General features: G+C 60.5%; 20 protein-coding genes. 10 read left to right on the top strand and 10 right to left on the bottom strand.

The features are described 5' to 3' along the window. The first annotated feature begins 10 nt into the window (after positions 1-10). Positions 11-3040 carry a multidrug efflux RND transporter permease subunit gene (locus tag ACKUG4_RS26375; protein WP_445435151.1) on the top strand — a complete coding sequence of 1010 codons (3030 nt, stop codon included), beginning with the start codon at positions 11-13 and terminating at the stop codon, positions 3038-3040. Positions 3041-3092: 52 nt separating this feature from the next. On the opposite strand, the gene ACKUG4_RS26370 is transcribed toward ACKUG4_RS26375, so the two are convergent. The 5 genes from ACKUG4_RS26370 to colR all read right to left on the bottom strand — a co-directional run bounded on the left by ACKUG4_RS26370 (position 3093) and on the right by colR (position 6819). Then, the gene (locus tag ACKUG4_RS26370) at positions 3093-3320 is read right to left on the bottom strand and encodes a hypothetical protein (protein ID WP_011335717.1); all 228 of its coding nucleotides are present in this window, start codon (positions 3318-3320) and stop codon (positions 3093-3095) included. A 2-nt stretch (positions 3321-3322) separates the two neighbouring features. Further along, on the bottom strand, positions 3323-4036 hold the full coding sequence (locus ACKUG4_RS26365; RefSeq protein WP_445435150.1) for a lipopolysaccharide kinase InaA family protein: 714 nt from the start codon (positions 4034-4036) through the stop codon (positions 3323-3325). Positions 4037-4040: 4 nt separating this feature from the next. After that, positions 4041-4709 (bottom strand): class I SAM-dependent methyltransferase, encoded by a 669-nt coding sequence (locus ACKUG4_RS26360; RefSeq protein WP_011335719.1) that lies wholly within the window; start codon positions 4707-4709, stop codon positions 4041-4043. 162 nt (positions 4710-4871) lie between these two features. Further along, on the bottom strand, positions 4872-6146 hold the full coding sequence (locus ACKUG4_RS26355; protein WP_445435149.1) for a sensor histidine kinase: 1275 nt from the start codon (positions 6144-6146) through the stop codon (positions 4872-4874). Beyond that, positions 6136-6819 (bottom strand): two-component system response regulator ColR, encoded by a 684-nt coding sequence (gene colR / locus ACKUG4_RS26350; RefSeq protein ID WP_007953224.1) that lies wholly within the window; start codon positions 6817-6819, stop codon positions 6136-6138. The genes ACKUG4_RS26355 and colR overlap by 11 nt, the downstream gene beginning before the upstream one ends. A 218-nt stretch (positions 6820-7037) precedes the next feature. On the opposite strand from colR, the gene ACKUG4_RS26345 reads away from it, so the two are divergent. Beyond that, positions 7038-7781 (top strand): phosphatase PAP2 family protein, encoded by a 744-nt coding sequence (locus ACKUG4_RS26345; protein WP_064599123.1) that lies wholly within the window; start codon positions 7038-7040, stop codon positions 7779-7781. 75 nt (positions 7782-7856) lie between these two features. Here ACKUG4_RS26345 and groL read toward each other — a convergent pair whose 3' ends face one another. The 4 genes from groL to ACKUG4_RS26325 all read right to left on the bottom strand — a co-directional run bounded on the left by groL (position 7857) and on the right by ACKUG4_RS26325 (position 11377). Then, positions 7857-9503, bottom strand: coding sequence for a chaperonin GroEL (gene groL / locus ACKUG4_RS26340; RefSeq protein WP_039765873.1), 1647 nt, complete (start codon positions 9501-9503; stop codon positions 7857-7859). A 49-nt stretch (positions 9504-9552) separates the two neighbouring features. After that, positions 9553-9846 carry a co-chaperone GroES gene (locus tag ACKUG4_RS26335; RefSeq protein WP_003227685.1) on the bottom strand — a complete coding sequence of 98 codons (294 nt, stop codon included), beginning with the start codon at positions 9844-9846 and terminating at the stop codon, positions 9553-9555. A 257-nt stretch (positions 9847-10103) separates the two neighbouring features. Next, positions 10104-10580 (bottom strand): FxsA family protein, encoded by a 477-nt coding sequence (locus tag ACKUG4_RS26330; protein ID WP_064599125.1) that lies wholly within the window; start codon positions 10578-10580, stop codon positions 10104-10106. 65 nt (positions 10581-10645) lie between these two features. Beyond that, positions 10646-11377 (bottom strand): HugZ family pyridoxamine 5'-phosphate oxidase, encoded by a 732-nt coding sequence (locus ACKUG4_RS26325; protein WP_445435148.1) that lies wholly within the window; start codon positions 11375-11377, stop codon positions 10646-10648. 160 nt (positions 11378-11537) lie between these two features. On the opposite strand from ACKUG4_RS26325, the gene ACKUG4_RS26320 reads away from it, so the two are divergent. After that, on the top strand, positions 11538-12296 hold the full coding sequence (locus ACKUG4_RS26320; protein ID WP_011335726.1) for an SDR family oxidoreductase: 759 nt from the start codon (positions 11538-11540) through the stop codon (positions 12294-12296). 68 nt (positions 12297-12364) lie between these two features. Here the strand turns inward: ACKUG4_RS26320 and apbC are convergent, their stop codons facing one another. Then, positions 12365-13459, bottom strand: coding sequence for an iron-sulfur cluster carrier protein ApbC (gene apbC / locus ACKUG4_RS26315; protein WP_445435147.1), 1095 nt, complete (start codon positions 13457-13459; stop codon positions 12365-12367). Between the two features lie 155 nt (positions 13460-13614). On the opposite strand from apbC, the gene metG reads away from it, so the two are divergent. The 7 genes from metG (at position 13615) to nth (ending at position 20363) form a co-directional block, all read left to right on the top strand. Beyond that, complete coding sequence (gene metG / locus ACKUG4_RS26310; protein ID WP_221398022.1) at positions 13615-15666, top strand: methionine--tRNA ligase; 2052 nt, start codon at positions 13615-13617, stop codon at positions 15664-15666. Positions 15667-15797: 131 nt separating this feature from the next. Further along, positions 15798-16367, top strand: coding sequence for an electron transport complex protein RnfA (locus ACKUG4_RS26305; RefSeq protein ID WP_103387009.1), 570 nt, complete (start codon positions 15798-15800; stop codon positions 16365-16367). After that, a complete protein-coding gene (rsxB, locus tag ACKUG4_RS26300; RefSeq protein WP_445435146.1) occupies positions 16364-17578 on the top strand; it encodes an electron transport complex subunit RsxB in 1215 nt (404 codons plus the stop codon). Before ACKUG4_RS26305 ends, rsxB begins: the two co-directional genes overlap by 4 nt. Then, complete coding sequence (locus ACKUG4_RS26295; protein ID WP_445435145.1) at positions 17565-18548, top strand: RnfABCDGE type electron transport complex subunit D; 984 nt, start codon at positions 17565-17567, stop codon at positions 18546-18548. The genes rsxB and ACKUG4_RS26295 overlap by 14 nt, the downstream gene beginning before the upstream one ends. After that, complete coding sequence (locus tag ACKUG4_RS26290; protein WP_445435144.1) at positions 18545-19150, top strand: RnfABCDGE type electron transport complex subunit G; 606 nt, start codon at positions 18545-18547, stop codon at positions 19148-19150. The genes ACKUG4_RS26295 and ACKUG4_RS26290 overlap by 4 nt, the downstream gene beginning before the upstream one ends. Further along, entirely contained in the window at positions 19147-19728 is a 582-nt protein-coding gene (locus tag ACKUG4_RS26285) for an Rnf-Nqr domain containing protein (protein WP_445435143.1), read from the top strand. The genes ACKUG4_RS26290 and ACKUG4_RS26285 overlap by 4 nt, the downstream gene beginning before the upstream one ends. Next, on the top strand, positions 19725-20363 hold the full coding sequence (gene nth / locus ACKUG4_RS26280; protein ID WP_445435142.1) for an endonuclease III: 639 nt from the start codon (positions 19725-19727) through the stop codon (positions 20361-20363). The genes ACKUG4_RS26285 and nth overlap by 4 nt, the downstream gene beginning before the upstream one ends. The last annotated feature ends 72 nt before the right edge of the window (positions 20364-20435 follow it).

The raw sequence follows: 20435 nt of genomic DNA, 5'->3' as shown, positions 1-20435 counted from the left end.
AGGAAACCCCATGGCCTTTACCGATCCGTTCATCCGCCGCCCGGTGCTCGCCACCGTGGTCAGTCTGCTGATTGTGCTGCTGGGCTTCCAGGCCTGGAGCAAATTGCCGCTGCGCCAGTACCCACAAATGGAAAACGCCCTGATCACGGTGACCACCGCGTACCCCGGGGCCAACGCCGAAACCATCCAGGGCTACATCACCCAGCCGATGCAACAGAGCCTGGCCAGCGCCGAAGGCATCGACTACATGACCTCGGTCAGTCGCCAGAACTTCTCGGTGATTTCGATCTATGCGCGCATCGGCTCCAACAGCGACCGTTTGTTCACCGAATTGCTGGCCAAGGCCAACGAGGTGAAGAACAAACTGCCCCAGGACGCCGAAGATCCGGTGCTGAGCAAGGAAGCCGCCGACGCCTCGGCGCTGATGTACATCAGCTTCTTCAGCAAGGAGCTGAACAACCCGCAGATCACCGACTACCTGTCGCGGGTGATCCAGCCGAAACTCGCAACCCTGCCGGGCATGGCCGAGGCGGAGATTCTCGGCAACCAGGTGTTCGCCATGCGCCTGTGGATCGACCCGGTGAAACTCGCCGGCTTCGGCCTCAGTGCCAGCGACGTGACCAATGCGGTGCGCCAGTACAACTTCCTCTCCGCCGCCGGCGAAGTGAAAGGCGAGTACGTGGTCACCAGCATCAACGCCAACACCGAACTGAAGTCCGCCGAAGCCTTCGGCAAGATTCCGCTCAAGGTCAGCGGCGACAGCCGGGTGCTGCTCAGCGATGTGGCGCGGGTCGAGATGGGCGCGGAGAACTACAACTCGATCAGTTCATTCGGCGGTACGCCCTCGGTATACATCGGGATCAAGGCCACGCCCGGGGCCAACCCGCTGGAAGTGATCAAGGAAGTACGCAAGATCATGCCGGAGCTGGAAGCCCAGCTGCCGCCCAACCTCAAGAGCGAAATCGCCTACGACGCCACGCTGTTCATCCAGGCGTCCATCGACGAAGTGGTGAAAACCCTGTTCGAGGCGGTGCTGATCGTGATCGTGGTGGTGTTCCTGTTCCTCGGTGCCCTGCGTTCGGTAGTGATTCCGGTGGTGACCATTCCGCTATCGATGATCGGCGTGATGTTCTTCATGCAGATGATGGGCTACTCGATCAACCTGCTGACCCTGCTGGCGATGGTGCTGGCCATCGGGCTGGTGGTGGACGACGCGATTGTGGTGGTGGAAAACATCCACCGGCACATCGAGGAAGGCAAGACACCGCTGGACGCCGCGCTTGAAGGCGCCCGGGAAATCGCCATGCCGGTGGTGTCGATGACCATCACCCTGGCGGCGGTGTACGCACCGATCGGCTTCCTGACCGGGCTGACCGGGGCGCTGTTCAAGGAGTTTGCGTTGACCCTGGCCGGGGCGGTAGTAATCTCCGGCGTCGTCGCCCTGACCCTGTCGCCGATGATGTGCGCCATGCTGCTGCGCCATGATGAAAACCCCACTGGCCTGGCCCATCGACTGGACCGGATTTTCGACAGCCTCAAGCGGCGCTATCAGAGCATGCTGCACGGCACGCTCAATACCCGGCCGGTGGTACTGGTGTTTGCGGTGATCGTGCTGTGCCTGATTCCGGTGCTGCTCAAGTTCACCAAGTCGGAACTGGCGCCGGACGAGGATCAGGGCATCATCTTCATGATGGCCAACGCCCCGCAGCCAACCAACCTCGATTACCTGAACACCTACACCGACGAGTTCATCAAGATCTTCAAGGAGTTCCCGGAGTACTACTCATCGTTCCAGATCAACGGTTATAACGGCGTGCAGAGCGGCATCGGCGGCTTCCTGCTCAAGCCCTGGAACGAGCGTAGCCGCACGCAAATGGAAATCCTCCCCGAGGTGCAGGGCAAACTCGAGGGCATTCCGGGCCTGCAGATCTTCGGTTTCAACCTGCCGTCCCTCCCCGGTACCGGTGAAGGTCTGCCGTTCGAATTCGTGATCAACACCGCCAACGACTACGAGCTGTTGCTGCAAGTGGCCGACCGGATCAAGAAGCGCGCCACGGAGTCTGGCAAGTTCGCCTTCGTCGACCTTGACCTCGCCTTCGACAAACCCGAAGTCGTGGTCGACATCGACCGCGCCAAGGCTGCGCAGATGGGCGTGTCGATGCAGGATCTGGGCGGTACGCTGGCGACTTTGCTGGGCGAGGCGGAAATCAACCGGTTCACCATCGAAGGCCGCAGCTACAAGGTCATCGCCCAGGTCGAACGGGCCTACCGCGACAACCCGGACTGGCTGAACAATTACTACGTGAAAAACACCCAGGGCGAACTGCTGCCGCTGTCGACCCTGATCACCGTGACCGACCGTGCGCGACCGCGACAGCTCAACCAGTTCCAGCAACTCAACGCGGCCAAGCTGTCCGGGTTCCCGCTGGTGAGCATGGGCGAAGCCATCGACAGCGTGTTGCAGATCGCACGGGAAGAAGCCCCGGCCGGTTTTGCTTTCGATTACGGCGGCGCATCGCGGCAGTTCGTCCAGGAAGGCAGCGCGCTGTGGGTGACCTTCGCCTTGGCCCTGGCGATCATTTTCCTGGTGCTGGCGGCGCAGTTCGAAAGCTTCCGCGACCCGCTGGTGATTCTGGTGACCGTGCCGTTGTCGATCTGCGGGGCGCTGATTCCGCTGTTTCTCGGCTGGTCGAGCATGAACATCTACACCCAGGTCGGGCTGGTGACGCTGATCGGGCTGATCAGCAAGCACGGGATCCTGATCGTCGAGTTCGCCAACCAGCTGCGCAAGGAGAAGGGCCTGACACCCCGCGAGGCGGTGGAGGAAGCAGCGGCTATTCGTCTGCGCCCGGTGTTGATGACCACGGCGGCGATGGTGTTCGGCATGGTGCCGCTGATCGTGGCCACCGGCGCCGGTGCGGTCAGCCGCTTCGACATCGGGACGGTGATTGCCACAGGGATGTCGATCGGGACGCTGTTTACGCTGTTTGTCCTGCCATGCGTTTACACCCTGCTGGCGAAACCCGATCCCAAACCATGACGCAATAAAAAAGGCCTCGCATCAGCGAGGCCTTTGGCTCTAATCGAACGATTCAACTCTGCGGCCTCATCCCTTGAGAAAGTCCGAACATGAACAGCAATAGATCATGATCGGGTTGTGTGGCCACGGCGGCTTTCGCCACCCGTGGCATCGGGCAATGCGGATCACTGGCCGATGCGCCAATGACCTGCATGCGTGGCTGTTCCCAGGCCGCCACCGCCAATGATGCAACTGCCAAGGCTCCTACCAGAAACAAACCTCGTGCAATTTCTAGTTTCATCGCTATAAACCTTTGATAGCGCTGCCAAACGCCGTCTCATAAAAGTAGACGAGTTTTTTCCAGTCCGTAGCGCTGAACGACGAGTGGCGGCGCAGTTGCTTCATGTCATGGGCGGCCGCGCGATGAGCGGTCAGACGCTGACGGCATTTTTCCAGATCGATCAGAGCGACTTCGACCTTGGCCGATTCACCTGCGCCCGTCACCCGCACGAACACGTGCTTGATGTAGATGCAGCTGTGCTGCCAACGGCCCTTGTGCATGCGCGCCAGGTTTTCGGCGAGGTCCTTGAGCACGCGTTCATAGACGGCTTCGCCATATTGCTCACGACCGCCGGCGGCCTTCCATTGCTCAAACTCCTGAAAGCCGTCGAGGGATTTGGTCACCAACAGCGCGCGCCAATTGAATTTCGGATCGGGCTGCGCACCACAGAACACGATTTCAGGAACACGAACCCCGAGACGGGAAACCCCGGTCAGCGCATCCAGTTCACGCAACACGGTAGGCCGCCCGAACGGGTGCCGCCAGCTGCGATAGATATGTCCGGTCTGGCGCTTGGCATACAGCAGTTGACCATCGCGCCCCACCACCCGCTGCACACCACTTTCGCCACCACGACGCACATTGGGTTCTTCCACCCACTCACCGCGCTGGCTCCAGTAGTAGTCGAAGCGATCCTCGGGAGCGACTTCCGCTTCTGCTGCAAATTGCACTGCCATCCTCTTACCTCTTGCGTAATACGTAGACTCGCCACATGGCATAGAGCGGAATAAAGTCCAGTTGTTCCTGGATCCGGAATCCTGCTTCTTCGAATTCCTTTTCAACCGTTGCGGCCGGTAACACAAATCGATTCTGGTAACCTTCCTGCCCACGCTTGCGCTCGGCGCGCTTGCGTTTCCAGGCCTTGAAATTGCCGTCCACCCACAGCGAAATGATTACGCTGTCCCGGGTGACACGCTCGAACTCGCGCAGAATCGCCCGGCGGTGCTCGGCTTCGCCGATGTGATGCAGCAGTCGCATGCAAAAAATGCTGTCGACGGCGTTATCAGGCAAGGCAATGTCGAACGCAGATGTGTGCAAGGGTTGTACCCGTTTCACCACATCCGCCGGTTGTGCCTGCATGGCGGTCTTGATCATCGACTCGGAGTTGTCCGCCCCGATGATCACCCGATTGGGTTTTTCCGCCAGCAGTGGCCAGAAACGTCCAGCACCGCATGGCAGGTCCAGCACCAGGCCCGGCTCGCCAACAAGGGTCAACGCCTTGCGGGCCAACTGCTGATCTCGCCAATTGGACAAACGACGCCCCAGACCGTCCTGATGTTTACGCAGGTACTTCTGCGCATGGTTGTCGTCGTATTTTTCGGAAAAATCGAGCTTGATCGGGCCGGCCATCACCAGGACTCCTGAAATTACTGATGACGTCACCTTAAGCAGCGGCGTGTCAGCGTCAGGTCATCCCTTTGTGAAAAAAACGTCATGTAAACCGGCAAACTATTTCAAGGTTATACAGGATTTAGACAGGTTGGAGGCACTCTCGTGTCAGATGCACCGCTTTCAGCGCTTGCCCAGATCCACCTCGAAACGGCAGCCATTAGGCTCCATCGTGCTCAAAGTGACACTCCAGCCCTGGTTCTCGCAGATGCGTTGAACCAGTGACAGACCCAATCCCAGCCCTTCTCCGCGTTTTTCGTTGCCGCGCACAAAAGGCTGGAACATCGCCTCGCGCTTTTCCTCGGGAATGCCCACGCCCGAGTCCTCGACCACAAAACCGTTCTCATTAAGCGTCAGGCGAATAAACCCCTGCTCCGTGTAGTGCAAGGCGTTACGCAGCAGATTACCCATCACGGCATTGAGCAGTGTCGCGTTGTAACGGGTATCGGGCGGATTGCCCGGTTCGAAAATCAGCTGCAAGCCCTTGGATTCGATGGGCTCTCGCCACAGGCACAGCAAACTGTCAGCCACTTGCGAGAGGCTTTGCTGGGGCGCCGCGCCGGCGTCTTCACGTTGGGCGCGAGCGAGCATCAGGAAGGTCTGTACCAGCTCACGCATCTCTTCACTGGCCCGCGCAATGCGCTGAACCTGAGCCTTGCCGCGCTGATCGATACCCGGGTTTTCCAGCATCAGTTCACAGGAGCTGGCCAGCACCATGAGCGGTGTACGCAACTCATGGCTGACGTCGCTGGTAAACAAGCGTTCCCGCGTCAGTGCCTGACGCAATCGCCCAAGTGTCGCGTCGAACGCCACCGCAAGCTCGCCCACCTCGTCCGCCGCGTAGTCGGGCGCCAGCGGAGGCGCCAGTCCGAGCAACTGATCGCGATGACGCACCTGGCGGGCCAGCCGCACCACCGGGGCCATCACCTTGCGGGCCAGCACCCAGCCGAGGAACACCGCCAGTGCCAGACTGAGCACGAAGCCCACCAGCACCACGGCGAACAATACGCGCTCGCGCTCTTCGAAATCGCTTTGATCCTGCAGGAGCACATAACGCCGACCATCGACGATCTCGACCATTGCGTGATACGACAGCTGCTCGCGAAAGACTTCATGGAAACCTGAATCCAGGTGTCGCAGGTCCTTGGGCAGCTCGAAATCCCCCGGCCCGCCACTGAAATAAAACAACTGATCCGGTTCTGGTCGATGGCTCCAGTCCGAGACGTTGTCCATCAACAGCAGGCGTTGCAGGTCGCCGCCCAGCCCGGCGGAAATCAGTTTTTCCTCGACCAGGTGCACGGTCGCGACGATGCCCATGGCAAACGCCCCGGCTACCAGCGCGCTCATCAGCGCAAAGGCGATGATGATCCGCTGGGCAAGGCTTTGCTTAAACTCCATCGCGGCCCTCGGCCAAGCGGTAACCCACGCCATGCACGGTGTGCAGCAATGGCTTGGCGAATGGTTTGTCGATCACCTGGCGCAATTGGTGAACATGGCTGCGCAGGCTGTCGCTGTCCGGGCAGTCATCGCCCCACAGCGCTTCTTCGAGAATTTCCCGACGCAGGACATGCGGGCTCTTTTGCATCAGCACTGCCAGCAGTTTGAGGCCGACCGGGTTGAGCTTGAGCAATTTGCCTTCGCGGGTCACCTCGAGGGTATCGAGGTCGTAGCTCAGATCACCGACCTGCAGGGCACGACGGCCGCCGCCCTGGGTGCGGCGCATCACGGCTTCGACCCGGGCCGCCAGTTCCGACAGCGCAAACGGCTTGACCAGATAATCGTCGGCACCGGACTTGAAGCCCTGCAAGCGGTCATCGAGCTGATCGCGGGCGGTGAGCATGATCACCGGCGTATCACGACGGGCGTCTTCGCGCAGGCGCTTGCACAGGGTGTAGCCGTCGATCCCCGGCAGCATGATGTCGAGCACGATCAGGTCGTAATGCTCGGTGGCGGCCAGATGCAGGCCCGACAGACCGTCCTGGGCGCAATCGACGGTGTAGCCTTTGAGCCCCAGGTAATCGGCCAGATTGGCCAGGATATCGCGGTTGTCTTCGACCAATAGAATTCGCATGGGCACCTCCTCCGTACACGGTAGCGGCCGTCTTGGCCCGCGCAGCTTACGGCCAAGTGTGGCTCACGGCTAGGCGCTGGGCAGGTTGATTTGACTTAATTGCACGGATCGCCGGACTTGACGAGTTTTTCACGAGCGGTCGACAAATCGCCGACAGAACCAGGCGCAGACTCGCGCGGTTTTGCTTCTTTGAAGACCTTACCGATGAAGGAATTGCCATGGTTTCAATCTCTGCCCGACCTGCCTCAAGGCCTTTGAATGTATGGCTTTGCCTGGGTATTCCCGCCGTTGCGGCGGTCATTCTGGTGTTGCTGGAGCTGACCGATCTGGACATGGATCTGGCCCGGCTGTTTTACGATCCGGTCGCGGGCGACTTCATCGGCCGGCACAGTTATTTTCTCGAAGACATCCTCCACGACCGCGCCAAACAAGTGGTGATCGCCTTTTCGGTGTTTGCCATCCTCGGGTTCATCGGCGCGTTTTTCATCGAGCGGCTCAAACCGTTCAAGCGTGAGCTGGGCTGCCTGGTGTTGTCGCTGGGTCTGGCCACCTCTTTCGTCACGCCGGTGAAAGCGGTGACAGCGGTGCAATGCCCCTGGAGTCTCGAACAGTTCGGCGGCCACGAAACCTACAGCAAACTGCTGGAGCATCGCCCGCCGACCGACAAGCCCGGTCGTTGCTGGCCGGGTGGTCATGCGGCTACGGGTTTCACCTTGTTTGCGCTGTTCTTCGTGCTGCGTGATCGTCGCCCACGGCTGGCCCGTCAGGCGTTCATCTTTGCCTTTGCGCTGGGGTCGGTGTTCTCGATCAGCCGGATGATGCAGGGCGCGCACTTCTTTTCTCATAACGTGTGGACGGCGATCTTCTGCTGGCTGATCTGTCTGGGCTCGTATTACTGGATTCTGTATCGCCCGTCAGTAAAGGCTGAAACAGCAACACAGGCCCGGCCGGTCAACGCCTGAATCCTGGAACGCGGGCAATAAAAAACCCCGTCTGCTCTCGCAGACGGGGTTTTTCGTTACCGGGGTAAGGCTGGCTTACATCATGCCGCCCATGCCACCCATGCCGCCCATGTCTGGCATACCGCCGCCAGCTGCACCTTCTTTCTTCGGTGCGTCAGCAACGGCAGCTTCGGTGGTCAGGATCAGACCGCCGATGGAGGCTGCAGCTTGCAGAGCCGAACGGGTCACCTTGGTTGGGTCCAGGATGCCCATTTCGATCATGTCGCCGTACTCGCCGGAAGCAGCGTTGTAACCGAAGTTACCTTTGCCGTTCTTCACTTCGTTGACGACTACGCTTGGCTCGTCACCGGAGTTGGCAGCGATCTGACGCAGCGGCGCTTCAACAGCGCGACGCAGCACAGCGATACCGACGTTCTGGTCAGCGTTGTCGCCGGTCAGTTCGGTCAGGGCTTCCAGAGCACGGATCAGCGCAACGCCACCGCCAGGTACCACGCCTTCTTCAACGGCTGCACGGGTGGCGTGCAGGGCGTCTTCAACGCGGGCTTTCTTCTCTTTCATTTCAACTTCGGAACCAGCGCCAACCTTGATCACTGCAACGCCGCCGGACAGCTTGGCCAGACGCTCTTGCAGTTTTTCACGGTCGTAGTCCGAGGAGGTCTCGGCAACCTGGGCACGGATCTGAGCGATGCGGGCTTCGATGTCGCCTTGAACGCCAGCACCGTCGACGATGATGGTGTTTTCCTTGGACAGGGTGACGCGCTTGGCGTTACCCAGGTGTTCCAGGGTGGTGCTTTCCAGGCTCAGGCCGATCTCTTCGGAGATCACGGTACCGCCGGTCAGAACGGCGATGTCCTGCAGCATGGCCTTGCGACGGTCGCCGAAGCCTGGAGCCTTGACGGCTGCGACTTTAACGATGCCACGCATGTTGTTCACAACCAGAGTCGCCAAGGCTTCGCCTTCAACGTCTTCGGCCACGATCAGCAGTGGACGGCCGGCTTTGGCAACGGCTTCCAGCACTGGCAGCATTTCGCGGATGTTCGAGATCTTCTTGTCGACCAGCAGGATCAGCGGGCCGTCGAGCTCGGCGACCATGGTGTCCGGCTTGTTGACGAAGTACGGGGACAGGTAGCCACGGTCGAACTGCATGCCTTCTACAACCGACAGTTCGTTTTCCAGGCCCGAGCCTTCTTCAACGGTGATCACGCCTTCTTTACCGACTTTTTCCATGGCTTCGGCAATGATGTCGCCGATGGAGTTGTCGGAGTTGGCGGAGATGGTGCCGACCTGAGCGATGGCCTTGGTGTCAGCGCATGGCTTGGACAGGGCTTTCAGCTCTTTGACGATCGCGATGGTCGCTTTGTCGATACCGCGCTTCAGGTCCATCGGGTTCATGCCGGCAGCGACGGCTTTCAGGCCTTCGTTGACGATCGACTGAGCCAGAACGGTAGCGGTGGTAGTACCGTCACCGGCGTCATCGTTGGCACGGGAGGCAACGTCTTTGACCAGCTGCGCGCCCATGTTTTCGAAGCGATCTTCGAGTTCGATTTCCTTGGCGACGGAAACGCCGTCCTTGGTGATGGTCGGAGCGCCGAAGCTCTTCTCGAGGATCACGTTACGGCCTTTCGGGCCCAGGGTCGCTTTTACCGCGTCAGCCAGAACGTTGACGCCTTTGAGCATCTTGGAGCGAGCGGCATCGCCGAACTTAACTTCTTTAGCAGCCATGATCGATATTCCTTAAATACTTTGTAGTAGCGGGAAAATGAGCGGGGTATCAGCCTTCCAGTACAGCGAGAATCTCGTTCTCAGCCATTACCAGCAGGTCTTCGCCGTCGACTTTCACAGTGTTGCTGCCGGAGTAAGGACCGAACACAACCTTGTCGCCGACTTTAACGGCCAGCGCACGCACTTCACCGTTTTCCAAAGTCTTGCCTGGACCTGCAGCGACGATCACACCGTGGTTGGCCTTTTCAGCAGCCGAACCTGGCAGGACGATACCGCCAGCGGTTTTCTTTTCTTCTTCGCTGCGACGGATGACGACGCGGTCATGCAGAGGACGAAGCTTCATTGTCGATCTCTCCTAATTGTGGTTTTCATCGGCCGGTGTAGTCCCGGCGGGTTTAACGAATCCGGCCTGCGCCGGTTGCGGCTCGTCGAGCGAGCCGCGAAAGTCTGTCCGACTCATATGCCGGAACCTTGCGGTGACCGATACATAAGGGCGCATAAGCTTATTACAAGGGCTGGAGACAAAAAATTTTCATGCGGCTGCATGAATTCGTGCCATAAACGAACACGGCACCCGAAGGTGCCGTATCGATGCAGAATTTACTTGCTGTCGCGGTGTTCGAACTCGCCTTCGATCACATCGCCTTCGCGGCCAAGAGGCTGGCGCGGCGCGGGACCGCCGCGAGGTTGCAGGTCATCGGCAAACGCTCGCTGGCGCATGGCCTGTTCCTCGGCGCGTTGGCGCATCTTGTTGGCGACCAGCCGACGACTGAACGGCAACAGCAGCACCAGACCGACCACGTCGCTGATGAAGCCTGGCAGGATCAACAGGCCACCGGCCAGGGCCAGCATCAGGCCTTCGAGCATGGTCTGCGCAGGCAGTTCGCCACGGTTCAGGCTTTCACGAGCACGCAATGCGGTGGCCAGCCCGGCGACGCGCAGCACGAACACGCCGAACATCGAGCCGAGAATGATCAGCAGCAGGGCCGGGAAAAACCCGATAGCCCCTGCCACTTTGACGAATACGAACAGCTCCAACACCGGGAACAGCAGAAAGAGCAACAAAAAAGGGCGCATCAAAGTTTCCTCAACGCAAGAAATGCCTTGCAGTAAGCCTTAGATGACGTCGCCCTTTCGTGAATTCAAGCGTCGGCCAGCGCATTTTTTGGCCAGACCTCGGCGTGAGCCAGAGAAACCAAGGCCTCGCGCACTTGTATCGGCGTATGACAAGGCGCTTGAAACGGCAGCCAGTACAACGCCTGACCGATCCGCAGGTGCATGCCTTCGGTGTCGATCCCGGCCAGTTGCGCCGGTACGGTTTTCGGCAGACCGGCGAGGTCCACGTAATGCGCGATGGCCTTGACGTGGTCGCTGTTCATGTGCTCGACCATGCTGATTTCGGCCTTGCCGGCGAACGGGTTGGCCAGTGTCAGTTGGTCGACCCAATGGATCGCACCAAAGCCGCCTATATAGCGGTGGCGTACAGGCTTGAGCACCCAGAAATCGAAGTCGTGGGCCTTGTGGTAATTCTGCGAATCGGGAAAGTAGCGGTAGTAACGCTCGGCGGCGGCTTCGATGGCGGCAGCGTCTTCGAGTTTTTCCGCCTCGGCCAGATAGGTCAGGCGACCAACGGCTTGCACATCGTCAGCCTCGCGCTCGCCCACCAGCAGCGAACATTTCGGATCTTTCTGCAGATTGTGAGTGTGCTGGGCGATGCGGCTGATCAGGATCAGCGGCCGGCCCTGGTCGTCCAGGCAGTAGGGAACCACAGAGCCGAACGGAAAACCGGGCATCGATCTGGAGTGGGTCGACAGCACGCCACGGTATTCCTTGAGAAGCAATTCTCGGGCATTCTTAGCCGCTTCAACGCTCAATTTATGACTCCTTAAATAGAATCCGTCGACAAAACGGACAGGCGCATGGGTTTTGTCCCACTCGCCATCGGGCAGTTCTCATATGCAACAGGCTGCTGGCCGGTGCAGATCGAGAGGCTACCTGTAAGGACCACTCTGACCTGCTCTCGGGGGCATGCGAATGCAACTCAACGACAAAGTAATCATTATCACTGGCGGTTGCCAAGGCTTGGGCCGCTCGATGGCCGAGTATTTCGCGGGCAAGGGCGCGAAGCTGGCGCTGGTCGACCTGAACCAGGAAAAACTCGACGACGCGGTCGCGGCCTGCAAGGCCAAGGGTGTCGAGGCGCGCAGCTATCTGTGCAACGTCGCCAACGAAGAGCAGGTGACGCATATGGTCGCCCAGGTCGCCGAAGACTTCGGCGCGATCCACGGTCTGATCAACAACGCCGGGATCCTGCGCGACGGCCTGCTGCTCAAGGTCAAGGACGGCGAGATGACCAAGATGAGCCTGGCCCAGTGGCAGGCGGTGATCGACGTCAACCTGACCGGCGTGTTCCTCTGCACCCGTGAAGTGGCGGCGAAAATGGTCGAGCTGAAGAACAGCGGCGCGATCATCAACATCTCGTCGATCTCCCGCGCGGGCAACGTCGGCCAGACCAACTACTCCGCCGCCAAGGCCGGCGTCGCTGCAGCGACCGTGACCTGGGCCAAGGAACTGGCGCGCTACGGCATTCGCGTGGCCGGTATCGCGCCGGGCTTCATCGAAACCGAGATGACCCTGGGCATGAAGCCGGAAGCGCTGGAGAAAATGACCTCGGGCATTCCGCTCAAGCGCATGGGCAAGCCGGAAGAGATCGCCCATTCGGCGGCGTACATCTTCGAGAACGACTACTACACCGGCCGGATTCTGGAGATGGACGGCGGGTTGCGCATCTGACCTCTATCGCGCAATGAAAAACGCCCCGGTGCACAGGCACCGGGGCGTTTTCGTTTAAACCACAGCCATCAATCGTCGCTGATGGTGATGTTCGGCATTGCCGGCGACGCCGCTTCCTGCAGCACGATCCGCGCGCCGACGTGGCGGGCCAGTTCCTGATAGACCATGGCGATCTGGCTGTCCGGCTCGGAGATCACCGTCGGCTTGCCGCCGTCGGCCTGCTCGCGGATCAGCATCGACAGCGGCAACGAGGCCAGCAGCTCGACGCCGAACTGGGTCGCCAGCTTCTCGCCACCGCCCTCACCGAACAGATGCTCGGCGTGTCCGCAGTTCGAGCAGATGTGCACGGCCATGTTTTCCACCACGCCCAGCACCGGAATGTTGACCTTGCGGAACATCTCTACGCCTTTACGCGCATCGAGCAGCGCCAGATCCTGCGGTGTGGTGACGATCACCGCGCCGGCCACCGGGACTTTCTGCGCCAGCGTCAGCTGAATGTCGCCGGTGCCTGGCGGCATGTCGATCACCAGATAATCCAGGTCGCTCCAGGCGGTTTGCGTGACCAGTTGCAGCAGCGCGCCGGAGACCATCGGCCCGCGCCAGACCATCGGCGTGTTGTCATCGGTCAGGAAGGCCATCGACATGACTTCCACGCCATGGGCCTGCAGCGGCACGAACCACTTCTGATCCTTGACCTGCGGGCGGGTGCCCTCGGGAATGCCGAACATGATGCCCTGGCTCGGGCCGTAGATATCAGCGTCGAGAATCCCGACCTTCGCGCCCTCACGGGCCAGCGCCAGTGCCAGGTTGGCGGCGGTGGTGGATTTGCCCACCCCGCCCTTGCCCGACGCCACGGCGACCACGTTCTTGACATTGGCCAGCCCGGGAATCTGCGCCTGGGCCTTGTGCGCGGCGATCACGCTGTTGACCTCGACCTTCGCAGTCACCACGCCGTCGAGGTTTTCGATGGCCAGTTGCAGCAATTGCGCCCAGCCGCTCTTGAACAGACCGGCGGCATAGCCGATTTCCAGCTGCACGCTGACGCGATCGCCGGTGATTTCGATGTTGCGCACGCAACCGGCGCTGACCGGATCCTGGTTCAGGTAAGGGTCGGTGTATTGGCTGAGGACGGCTTCCACCGCTGCGCGAGTGACGGCACTCATGGGCAACTCCGATAACAAGACTGGGAAAAGATGGCGGGTATCCTACCCCTTCTGTCCTCCGGACGGCATGCCCGGCAACGATTTGCAGAGGTGAAATATCTTTCCCGGCGCTTTATAGTGGCCGACCTCCGTTTCATCAAGTAGCGAAGCCCCACATGTCCGAACCACGCAAGATTCTCGTCACCAGCGCCCTGCCCTACGCCAACGGTTCGATCCACCTTGGCCATATGCTGGAATACATCCAGACCGATATGTGGGTGCGCTTCCAGAAGCATCGCGGCAATCAGTGCATTTATGTCTGCGCCGACGACGCCCACGGTTCGGCGATCATGCTGCGCGCGGAAAAGGAAGGCATCACCCCGGAACAATTGATCGCCAACGTCCAGGCCGAACACAGCGCCGACTTTGCCGAGTTCCTGGTGGACTTCGACAACTTCCACTCCACTCACGCCGAAGAAAACCGTGAGCTGTCGAGCCAGATCTACCTGAAGCTGCGTGACGCCGGGCACATCGCCCAACGTTCGATCACCCAGTATTTCGACCCGGAAAAGAAAATGTTCCTGGCCGACCGCTTCATCAAGGGCACCTGCCCGAAATGCGGCACTGAGGACCAGTACGGCGACAACTGCGAAAAGTGCGGCGCGACCTACGCGCCGACCGATCTGAAGGATCCGAAGTCGGCCATCTCCGGCGCCACTCCGGTGCTCAAGGATTCCCAGCACTTCTTCTTCAAACTGCCGGATTTCCAGGAAATGCTCCAGGCCTGGACCCGCAGCGGCACCCTGCAGGACGCCGTGGCCAACAAGATCGCCGAATGGCTGGACGCCGGCCTGCAACAGTGGGACATCTCCCGCGATGCGCCGTACTTCGGTTTCGAGATCCCGGGCGAGCCGGGCAAGTACTTCTACGTGTGGCTGGATGCGCCGATCGGCTACATGGCCAGCTTCAAGAACCTCTGCAACCGCACGCCGGAGCTGGACTTCGACGCGTTCTGGGGCAAGGACTCCACTGCCGAGCTGTACCACTTCATCGGCAAGGACATCGTCAACTTCCATGCCCTGTTCTGGCCGGCGATGCTCGAAGGCGCGGGTTTGCGCAAGCCGACCGGGATCAACGTGCACGGGTACCTGACCGTCAACGGCCAGAAGATGTCCAAGTCCCGCGGTACCTTCATCAAGGCCCGTACCTACCTGGATCACCTGTCGCCGGAATACCTGCGCTACTACTACGCGGCCAAACTCGGCCGTGGCGTGGACGACCTCGACCTGAACCTCGAAGACTTCGTGCAGAAGGTCAACTCCGATCTGGTCGGCAAAGTCGTCAACATCGCCAGCCGTTGCGCCGGTTTCATCCAGAAGGGCAACGCCGGTCTGCTGGTGGACACCAACGCCGCACCGGAACTGACCGAAGCCTTCCTGGCTGCCGCGCCGAGCATCGCCGACGCCTATGAGGCCCGCGACTTCGCCCGTGCCATGCGCGAAACCATGGCGTTGGCCGACCGCGCCAACGCCTGGATCGCCGACAAGGCGCCATGGTCGCTGAACAAGCAGGAAGGCAAGCAGGATGAAGTCCAGGCGGTCTGCGCCACGGCGATCAACCTGTTCCGCCAGCTGGTGATCTTCCTCAAACCGGTGCTGCCAGTGCTGGCCGCCGATGCCGAGGCGTTCCTCAACGTCGCCCCGCTGACCTGGAACGACCACACCACCCTGCTGGCCAACCACCAGCTGAACGAATTCAAACCGTTGATGACCCGCATCGACCCGGTGAAAGTGCAAGCCATGACCGACGCTTCGAAAGAAGACCTGACCGCCAGCCAGACCGACACCGGCGCCGCCGCGCCTGCCGGCAATGGCGAACTGGCCAGGGATCCGCTGTCGCCGGAAATCGACTTCGACACCTTCGCCGCCGTCGACCTGCGCGTGGCGCTGATCGTCAAGGCTGAACACGTTGAAGGTGCGGACAAGCTGCTGCGTCTGACCCTCGACATCGGTGACGAGCAACGCAACGTGTTCTCCGGGATCAAGAGCGCTTACCCGGATCCGTCCAAGCTCGACGGCCGCCTGACCATGATGATCGCCAACCTCAAGCCACGGAAAATGAAGTTCGGCATCTCCGAAGGCATGGTGATGGCAGCCGGCCCTGGTGGTGAAGAAATCTACCTGCTGAGCCCGGACAGCGGCGCCAAGCCGGGTCAACGCATCAAGTAAGGTTCTGCCCTGACAGATCCCACAGGCGTACTCCGTGCGCCTGTGGGATTTTTCATATCTGGCCCGCCCTCCACGGCTGCCGGATAATGCCTAACCTTAAGTGACACCCGCCCGCTCCCACCGGCAGAACCATGACCGAACTCGTGCTTACGCTCTTCAGTGCTGCGCTGATCAACAACTTCGTGTTGCACTGGCCGCTGGGCGTCGATCCGCTGCTGGGCAGTGAGCGTCGACAAGTGCATGCGCTGGGGCTGGCGACGTTGTGTCTGATGCTGCTTGTCGGTGTGGCGGGTTACGTGCTCTGGCATTGGCTACTGGTGCCGTTGCAACTGGAATTCCTGCGCCTGTTTGTGTTTATGCCGTTGAGCATCTTGCTGATCACGCCGTTGCTGAAGCTGTTGGCGTATTGGCTCCCCGCTCTGCCATTCGATGGTTTGTGGCCGCTGCTGCTGGGCAATGCCGGTGTGCTGGGACTGACGCTGATCAACGCGCAAGCGGACACGGGTCTGTTGCATGCGACAGCGCTGAGCCTTGGCGCCGGCTTGGGTTTCTGGCTGGTGTTGAGCCTGTTCAACGATTTGCGCGAACGCACAGCCGACAACGATATTCCCCTGCCCTTTCGTGGCCTGCCGATCCTGTTGATCGGCGCCGGACTGATGGCCGTGGCTTTTCTCGGATTCAGTGGACTGATCAAAACATGAGTCTGATTCAACGCATCGATGCCCTGCTGCCGCAGACCCAATGCGGCAAGTGCGGCCATCCCGGATGCAAACCCTACGCTGAAGGCATTGCCGACGGCGAGCCGATCAACAAGTGCCCGCCGGGTGGCGACGAAACCATCGCGGCGCTGGCCGAACTGTTGAAAATTCCTGTGCTCGAGCTGGACATCAGTCGTGGTTCGGCGCCGCCGCAAGTGGCCTACATCCGCGAAGCCGAATGCATCGGCTGCACCAAATGCATTCAGGCCTGCCCGATCGACGCCATTGTCGGCGCAGCGAAGCTGATGCACACCGTCATCATCGACGAATGCACCGGTTGCGATCTGTGCGTGGCGCCCTGCCCGGTCGACTGCATCGAGATGCACCCGTTGCCGCTCGGCACGCTGCCGGTGGTCGGTGGTCTGGCCACCAGCCTTGAGGAACAACAGGCCCGTGCGGCCAAACGCGATCACGCCCGCCAGCGCTTCGAACGGCGCAACGCTCGTCTGCAACGCGAAGAACAGCAGAAGCAGGCCGAACGCGAAGCCCGCGCGCAGCGCGCGGCTCAGGTCGAAGTCGCTGCCACTGCGCTCGATCCGGTGCAGGCGGCGCTGGAGCGGGTCCGCGCGCAAAAAGCCGCGACCGCCGATGCTGCGCTGAAAAAAGCCAAGATCGATGTGGCCATGAGCCGGGCGCAATTGAACAAGTCGCTCAAGGCCTTCGGTCATCCGCCGACCTTCGATCAGCAATCGCAACTGATCGTCCTGCAACAACAGTTCGAAGCGGCCGAACAGGCACTTGCGAAGCTGGAAAGCAACGCGGCACCTGCGCCAGTAGCAGCCGCCCCGGCGAAGGACGCCGATCTGAAACGGGCAAAAATCCAGCTGGCGATGCGCCGTGCCGAACTGAAAAAAGCGCAAACCGCAGAGGCCCCGCCAGCCGAGATCGCCGCGCTGGAGCAAGCGCTGCGTGACGCCGAACGGGCGCTGCACAATGCCGAAGCCGCCAGTGATCAACCGGCGCCGGAGCTTGTGCGTGTCGAGAAACGTCCGATCGACGATCAGCTGCGTCAGCTGAAAACCGAACTGGCCTACGCTCGCGCCGATCTGAACAAACTGCAACGGCGCGACGGCACGCCCGCCGACATCCTCGAAAAGGCTCGCGCCCGCCTGCAAGAAGCAGAGCGGCAGGTACAAGCCCATGTCATCCATTGAAACCAGAGACGAGCGCCTGCAACAGGCAATGAAGCTGGTTTTGCTGGCGACATTGCCGGGATGGCTGGCGTTGTTCTGGTTTTACGGTTGGGGCGTGCTGATCAACCTGATCCTGTCCGTTGTCACGGGTTTGGGGGTTGAAGCTGCCGTGACTTATCTGCGCCGGCAACCGCTGCAGTCCACCTTGAGCGATGGCAGCGCGGTGGTCAGCGCCACGCTTCTGGCGATCGCGCTGCCGCCCTATTGCCCGTGGTGGCTGACGGTCACGGCGATCGCCTCGGGCCTGCTGCTGGGCAAACATCTGTACGGTGGCGTGGGCCGAAACCCTTTCAACCCGGCCATGCTCGGCTTTGCCTTGGCCATGGTGATGTTCCCTCAGCCGATGACCCACTGGCCGGCCCACGGCATGGAGCTGACGGCGGCTTTTGGCCAGGTGTTCAATCTGGGCGCGCAACCGGACGCCTGGGTTCAGGCCACCGCGCTGGACAGTCTGCGCATCAATAAAAGCCTGACCATGGATGAACTGTTTGCCGGCGATCCGGCGTTCGGTCGCGTTGGCGGGCACGGCGTCGAATGGGTGAACCTGGCGTTCCTCGGCGGTGGGTTGTTGCTGTTGCAGCGTCGAGTGTTTGGCTGGCACGCGCCGGTCGGCATGCTCGCCAGCTTGTTCATGATCAGCCTGTTGTGCTGGAACGGCTCGGGATCCGACTCCCACGGCTCGCCGCTGTTTCACCTGCTGAGCGGCGCGACAATGCTCGGGGCGTTTTTCATCGTCACTGAACCGGTGTCGGGGGCAAAAAGCCCGCTCGCCCGTCTGTTGTTCGGCGCGGGCGTGGGGTTGCTGACTTATGTGATTCGCACTTGGGGCGGTTACCCCGATGGCGTGGCGTTTGCGGTGCTGTTGATGAACCTGTGCGTGCCGGCGCTTGATCGTTTCGCCATGGCCCGTCAGGCGCAGGTGGCACCATGAACCGCACGAGCAGCCTGATCACACTGGTGTTGATCAGCGCGCTGGGCATCGGCGTGACATGGTTGGTGCAACGCAGCAATGCGCCGCAGATCGCCGCCGAACAGCGTCTGCTTGAAAGTCGCAAGCTGCTGGACGTGCTGCCGGCCGACAGTTACGACAATCAGCCGCTTGAACAACCTCTGGCGCTGACCGACATCAACCTGAGCCACAGTCAGTTGCTGGGCACTTATCGGGCGAGCAAAAGCGGCCAACCCGTGGCGGTGCTGCTGCGCAGCCAGGCCCAAGGTTATGCCGGCAATATCCAGTTGCTGATTGCCATCGACGCCAACGGCCGATTGCTCGGTGTGAAAACCCTTGAGCAAAACGAAACGCCGTCGCTGGGCGGGCATATCGGTGACTGGCCAAACAGCTGGCTTCAGCGCTTTAGCGGAAAATCGAGCAGCCAGCCGACGGACAGCGGATGGGCTCTGAAAAAGGATCAGGGACAGTTCGACCAGATCGCGGGCGCCACCATTACGTCTCGTGCGGCGATCAATGCCATCCACGATGCCCTGCGTTACTTCGATGAACACCGGACGGCCCTGCTCGGGAGCGCGCCATGAACACGTCAGCGACACTGTCGAATTCAATGATGCTGGTGCTATTGATCGGAGCCACCGACTCCGTGGCGGGTGCGCTGGCGACGCTGTTGATGTTTACGGTTGTCGTGGGCGTTTACGGTTTGTGCATGGCACCGCTGCGCTCGCGCCTGAGCAGCGAGAGCCTGTTGCCGGTCAGCCTGGTGCTGGCCGCAACCCTGGCGGGCTGCGCCGATATTTTTCTGCAACGCGGTGCGATGCAGTGGCATCAACTGATCAGTCTTTATGCAGGGCTGATTGGCTTGCAATGCGTCGTACTGGAGCACAATGGATTTTTTCGCCAACCCGTGCGCACACGGCTGAAGCTGTGCGGCCTGTTTGTCGCGCTGATGATTGCGCTTGCGATGTTGCGTGAGCTGATTGGTCAGGGCAGCATCGGCCATCACCTGTCGGATCACTGGCAAGGTTTGATTCTGTTCGGCGACGGCCTGCATTTCGCGACGCTGGCTCCCGGCGCCTTTATATTGCTTGGACTGTTACTGGCCGCCCGTCAGGCCTGGACTCGCCCTGCCGACCTACCCGAGGAAACGCATCACCCATGAATGCCGCAAAACGTCTGGAGATCTTCCGCCGGTTTCACGAGGACAACCCCGAACCCAAGACCGAGCTGGCGTATTCTTCGCCTTTCGAACTGTTGATCGCAGTGATTCTGTCCGCGCAATCGACTGACGTCGGGGTGAACAAGGCGACGGCCAAACTGTTCCCGGTGGCGAATACGCCGGCGGCCATTCATGCCCTTGGCGTCGAAGGACTGTCCGAATACATCAAGACCATCGGCCTCTATAACAGCAAGGCCAAAAACGTGATCGAGACCTGTCGTCTCCTGGTCGAGCTGCACAATGGCGAAGTCCCGCAGACTCGCGAAGAACTGGAGGCCTTGCCGGGCGTTGGCCGCAAAACTGCCAATGTCGTGCTCAACACTGCGTTCCGACAGTTGACCATGGCCGTTGACACCCACATTTTCCGGGTCAGCAACCGCACCGGCATTGCACCGGGAAAAAATGTGGTCGAGGTGGAAAAGAAGCTGATGAAGTTCGTGCCAAAGGACTACCTGCTCGACTCGCACCACTGGCTCATTCTTCACGGACGCTATGTGTGTCTGGCACGCAAGCCCCGCTGTGGCAGCTGTCGGATCGAAGATTTGTGCGAGTACAAGCACAAGACTTCCGACGATTGAGCGGCTATTGGAGTTATTGATTCATCGATTGAAAAAATCTTTTTTACCATCCGCTGGAATATCGATATAAGG

Origin of the sequence: Candidatus Pseudomonas auctus (assembly GCF_048654275.1) — a bacterium.
GTDB lineage: Bacteria > Pseudomonadota > Gammaproteobacteria > Pseudomonadales > Pseudomonadaceae > Aquipseudomonas > Aquipseudomonas pharyngis.
Note: the sequence above shows the minus strand (reverse complement) of the source record. Positions and strands in the feature narration are given on the sequence as shown.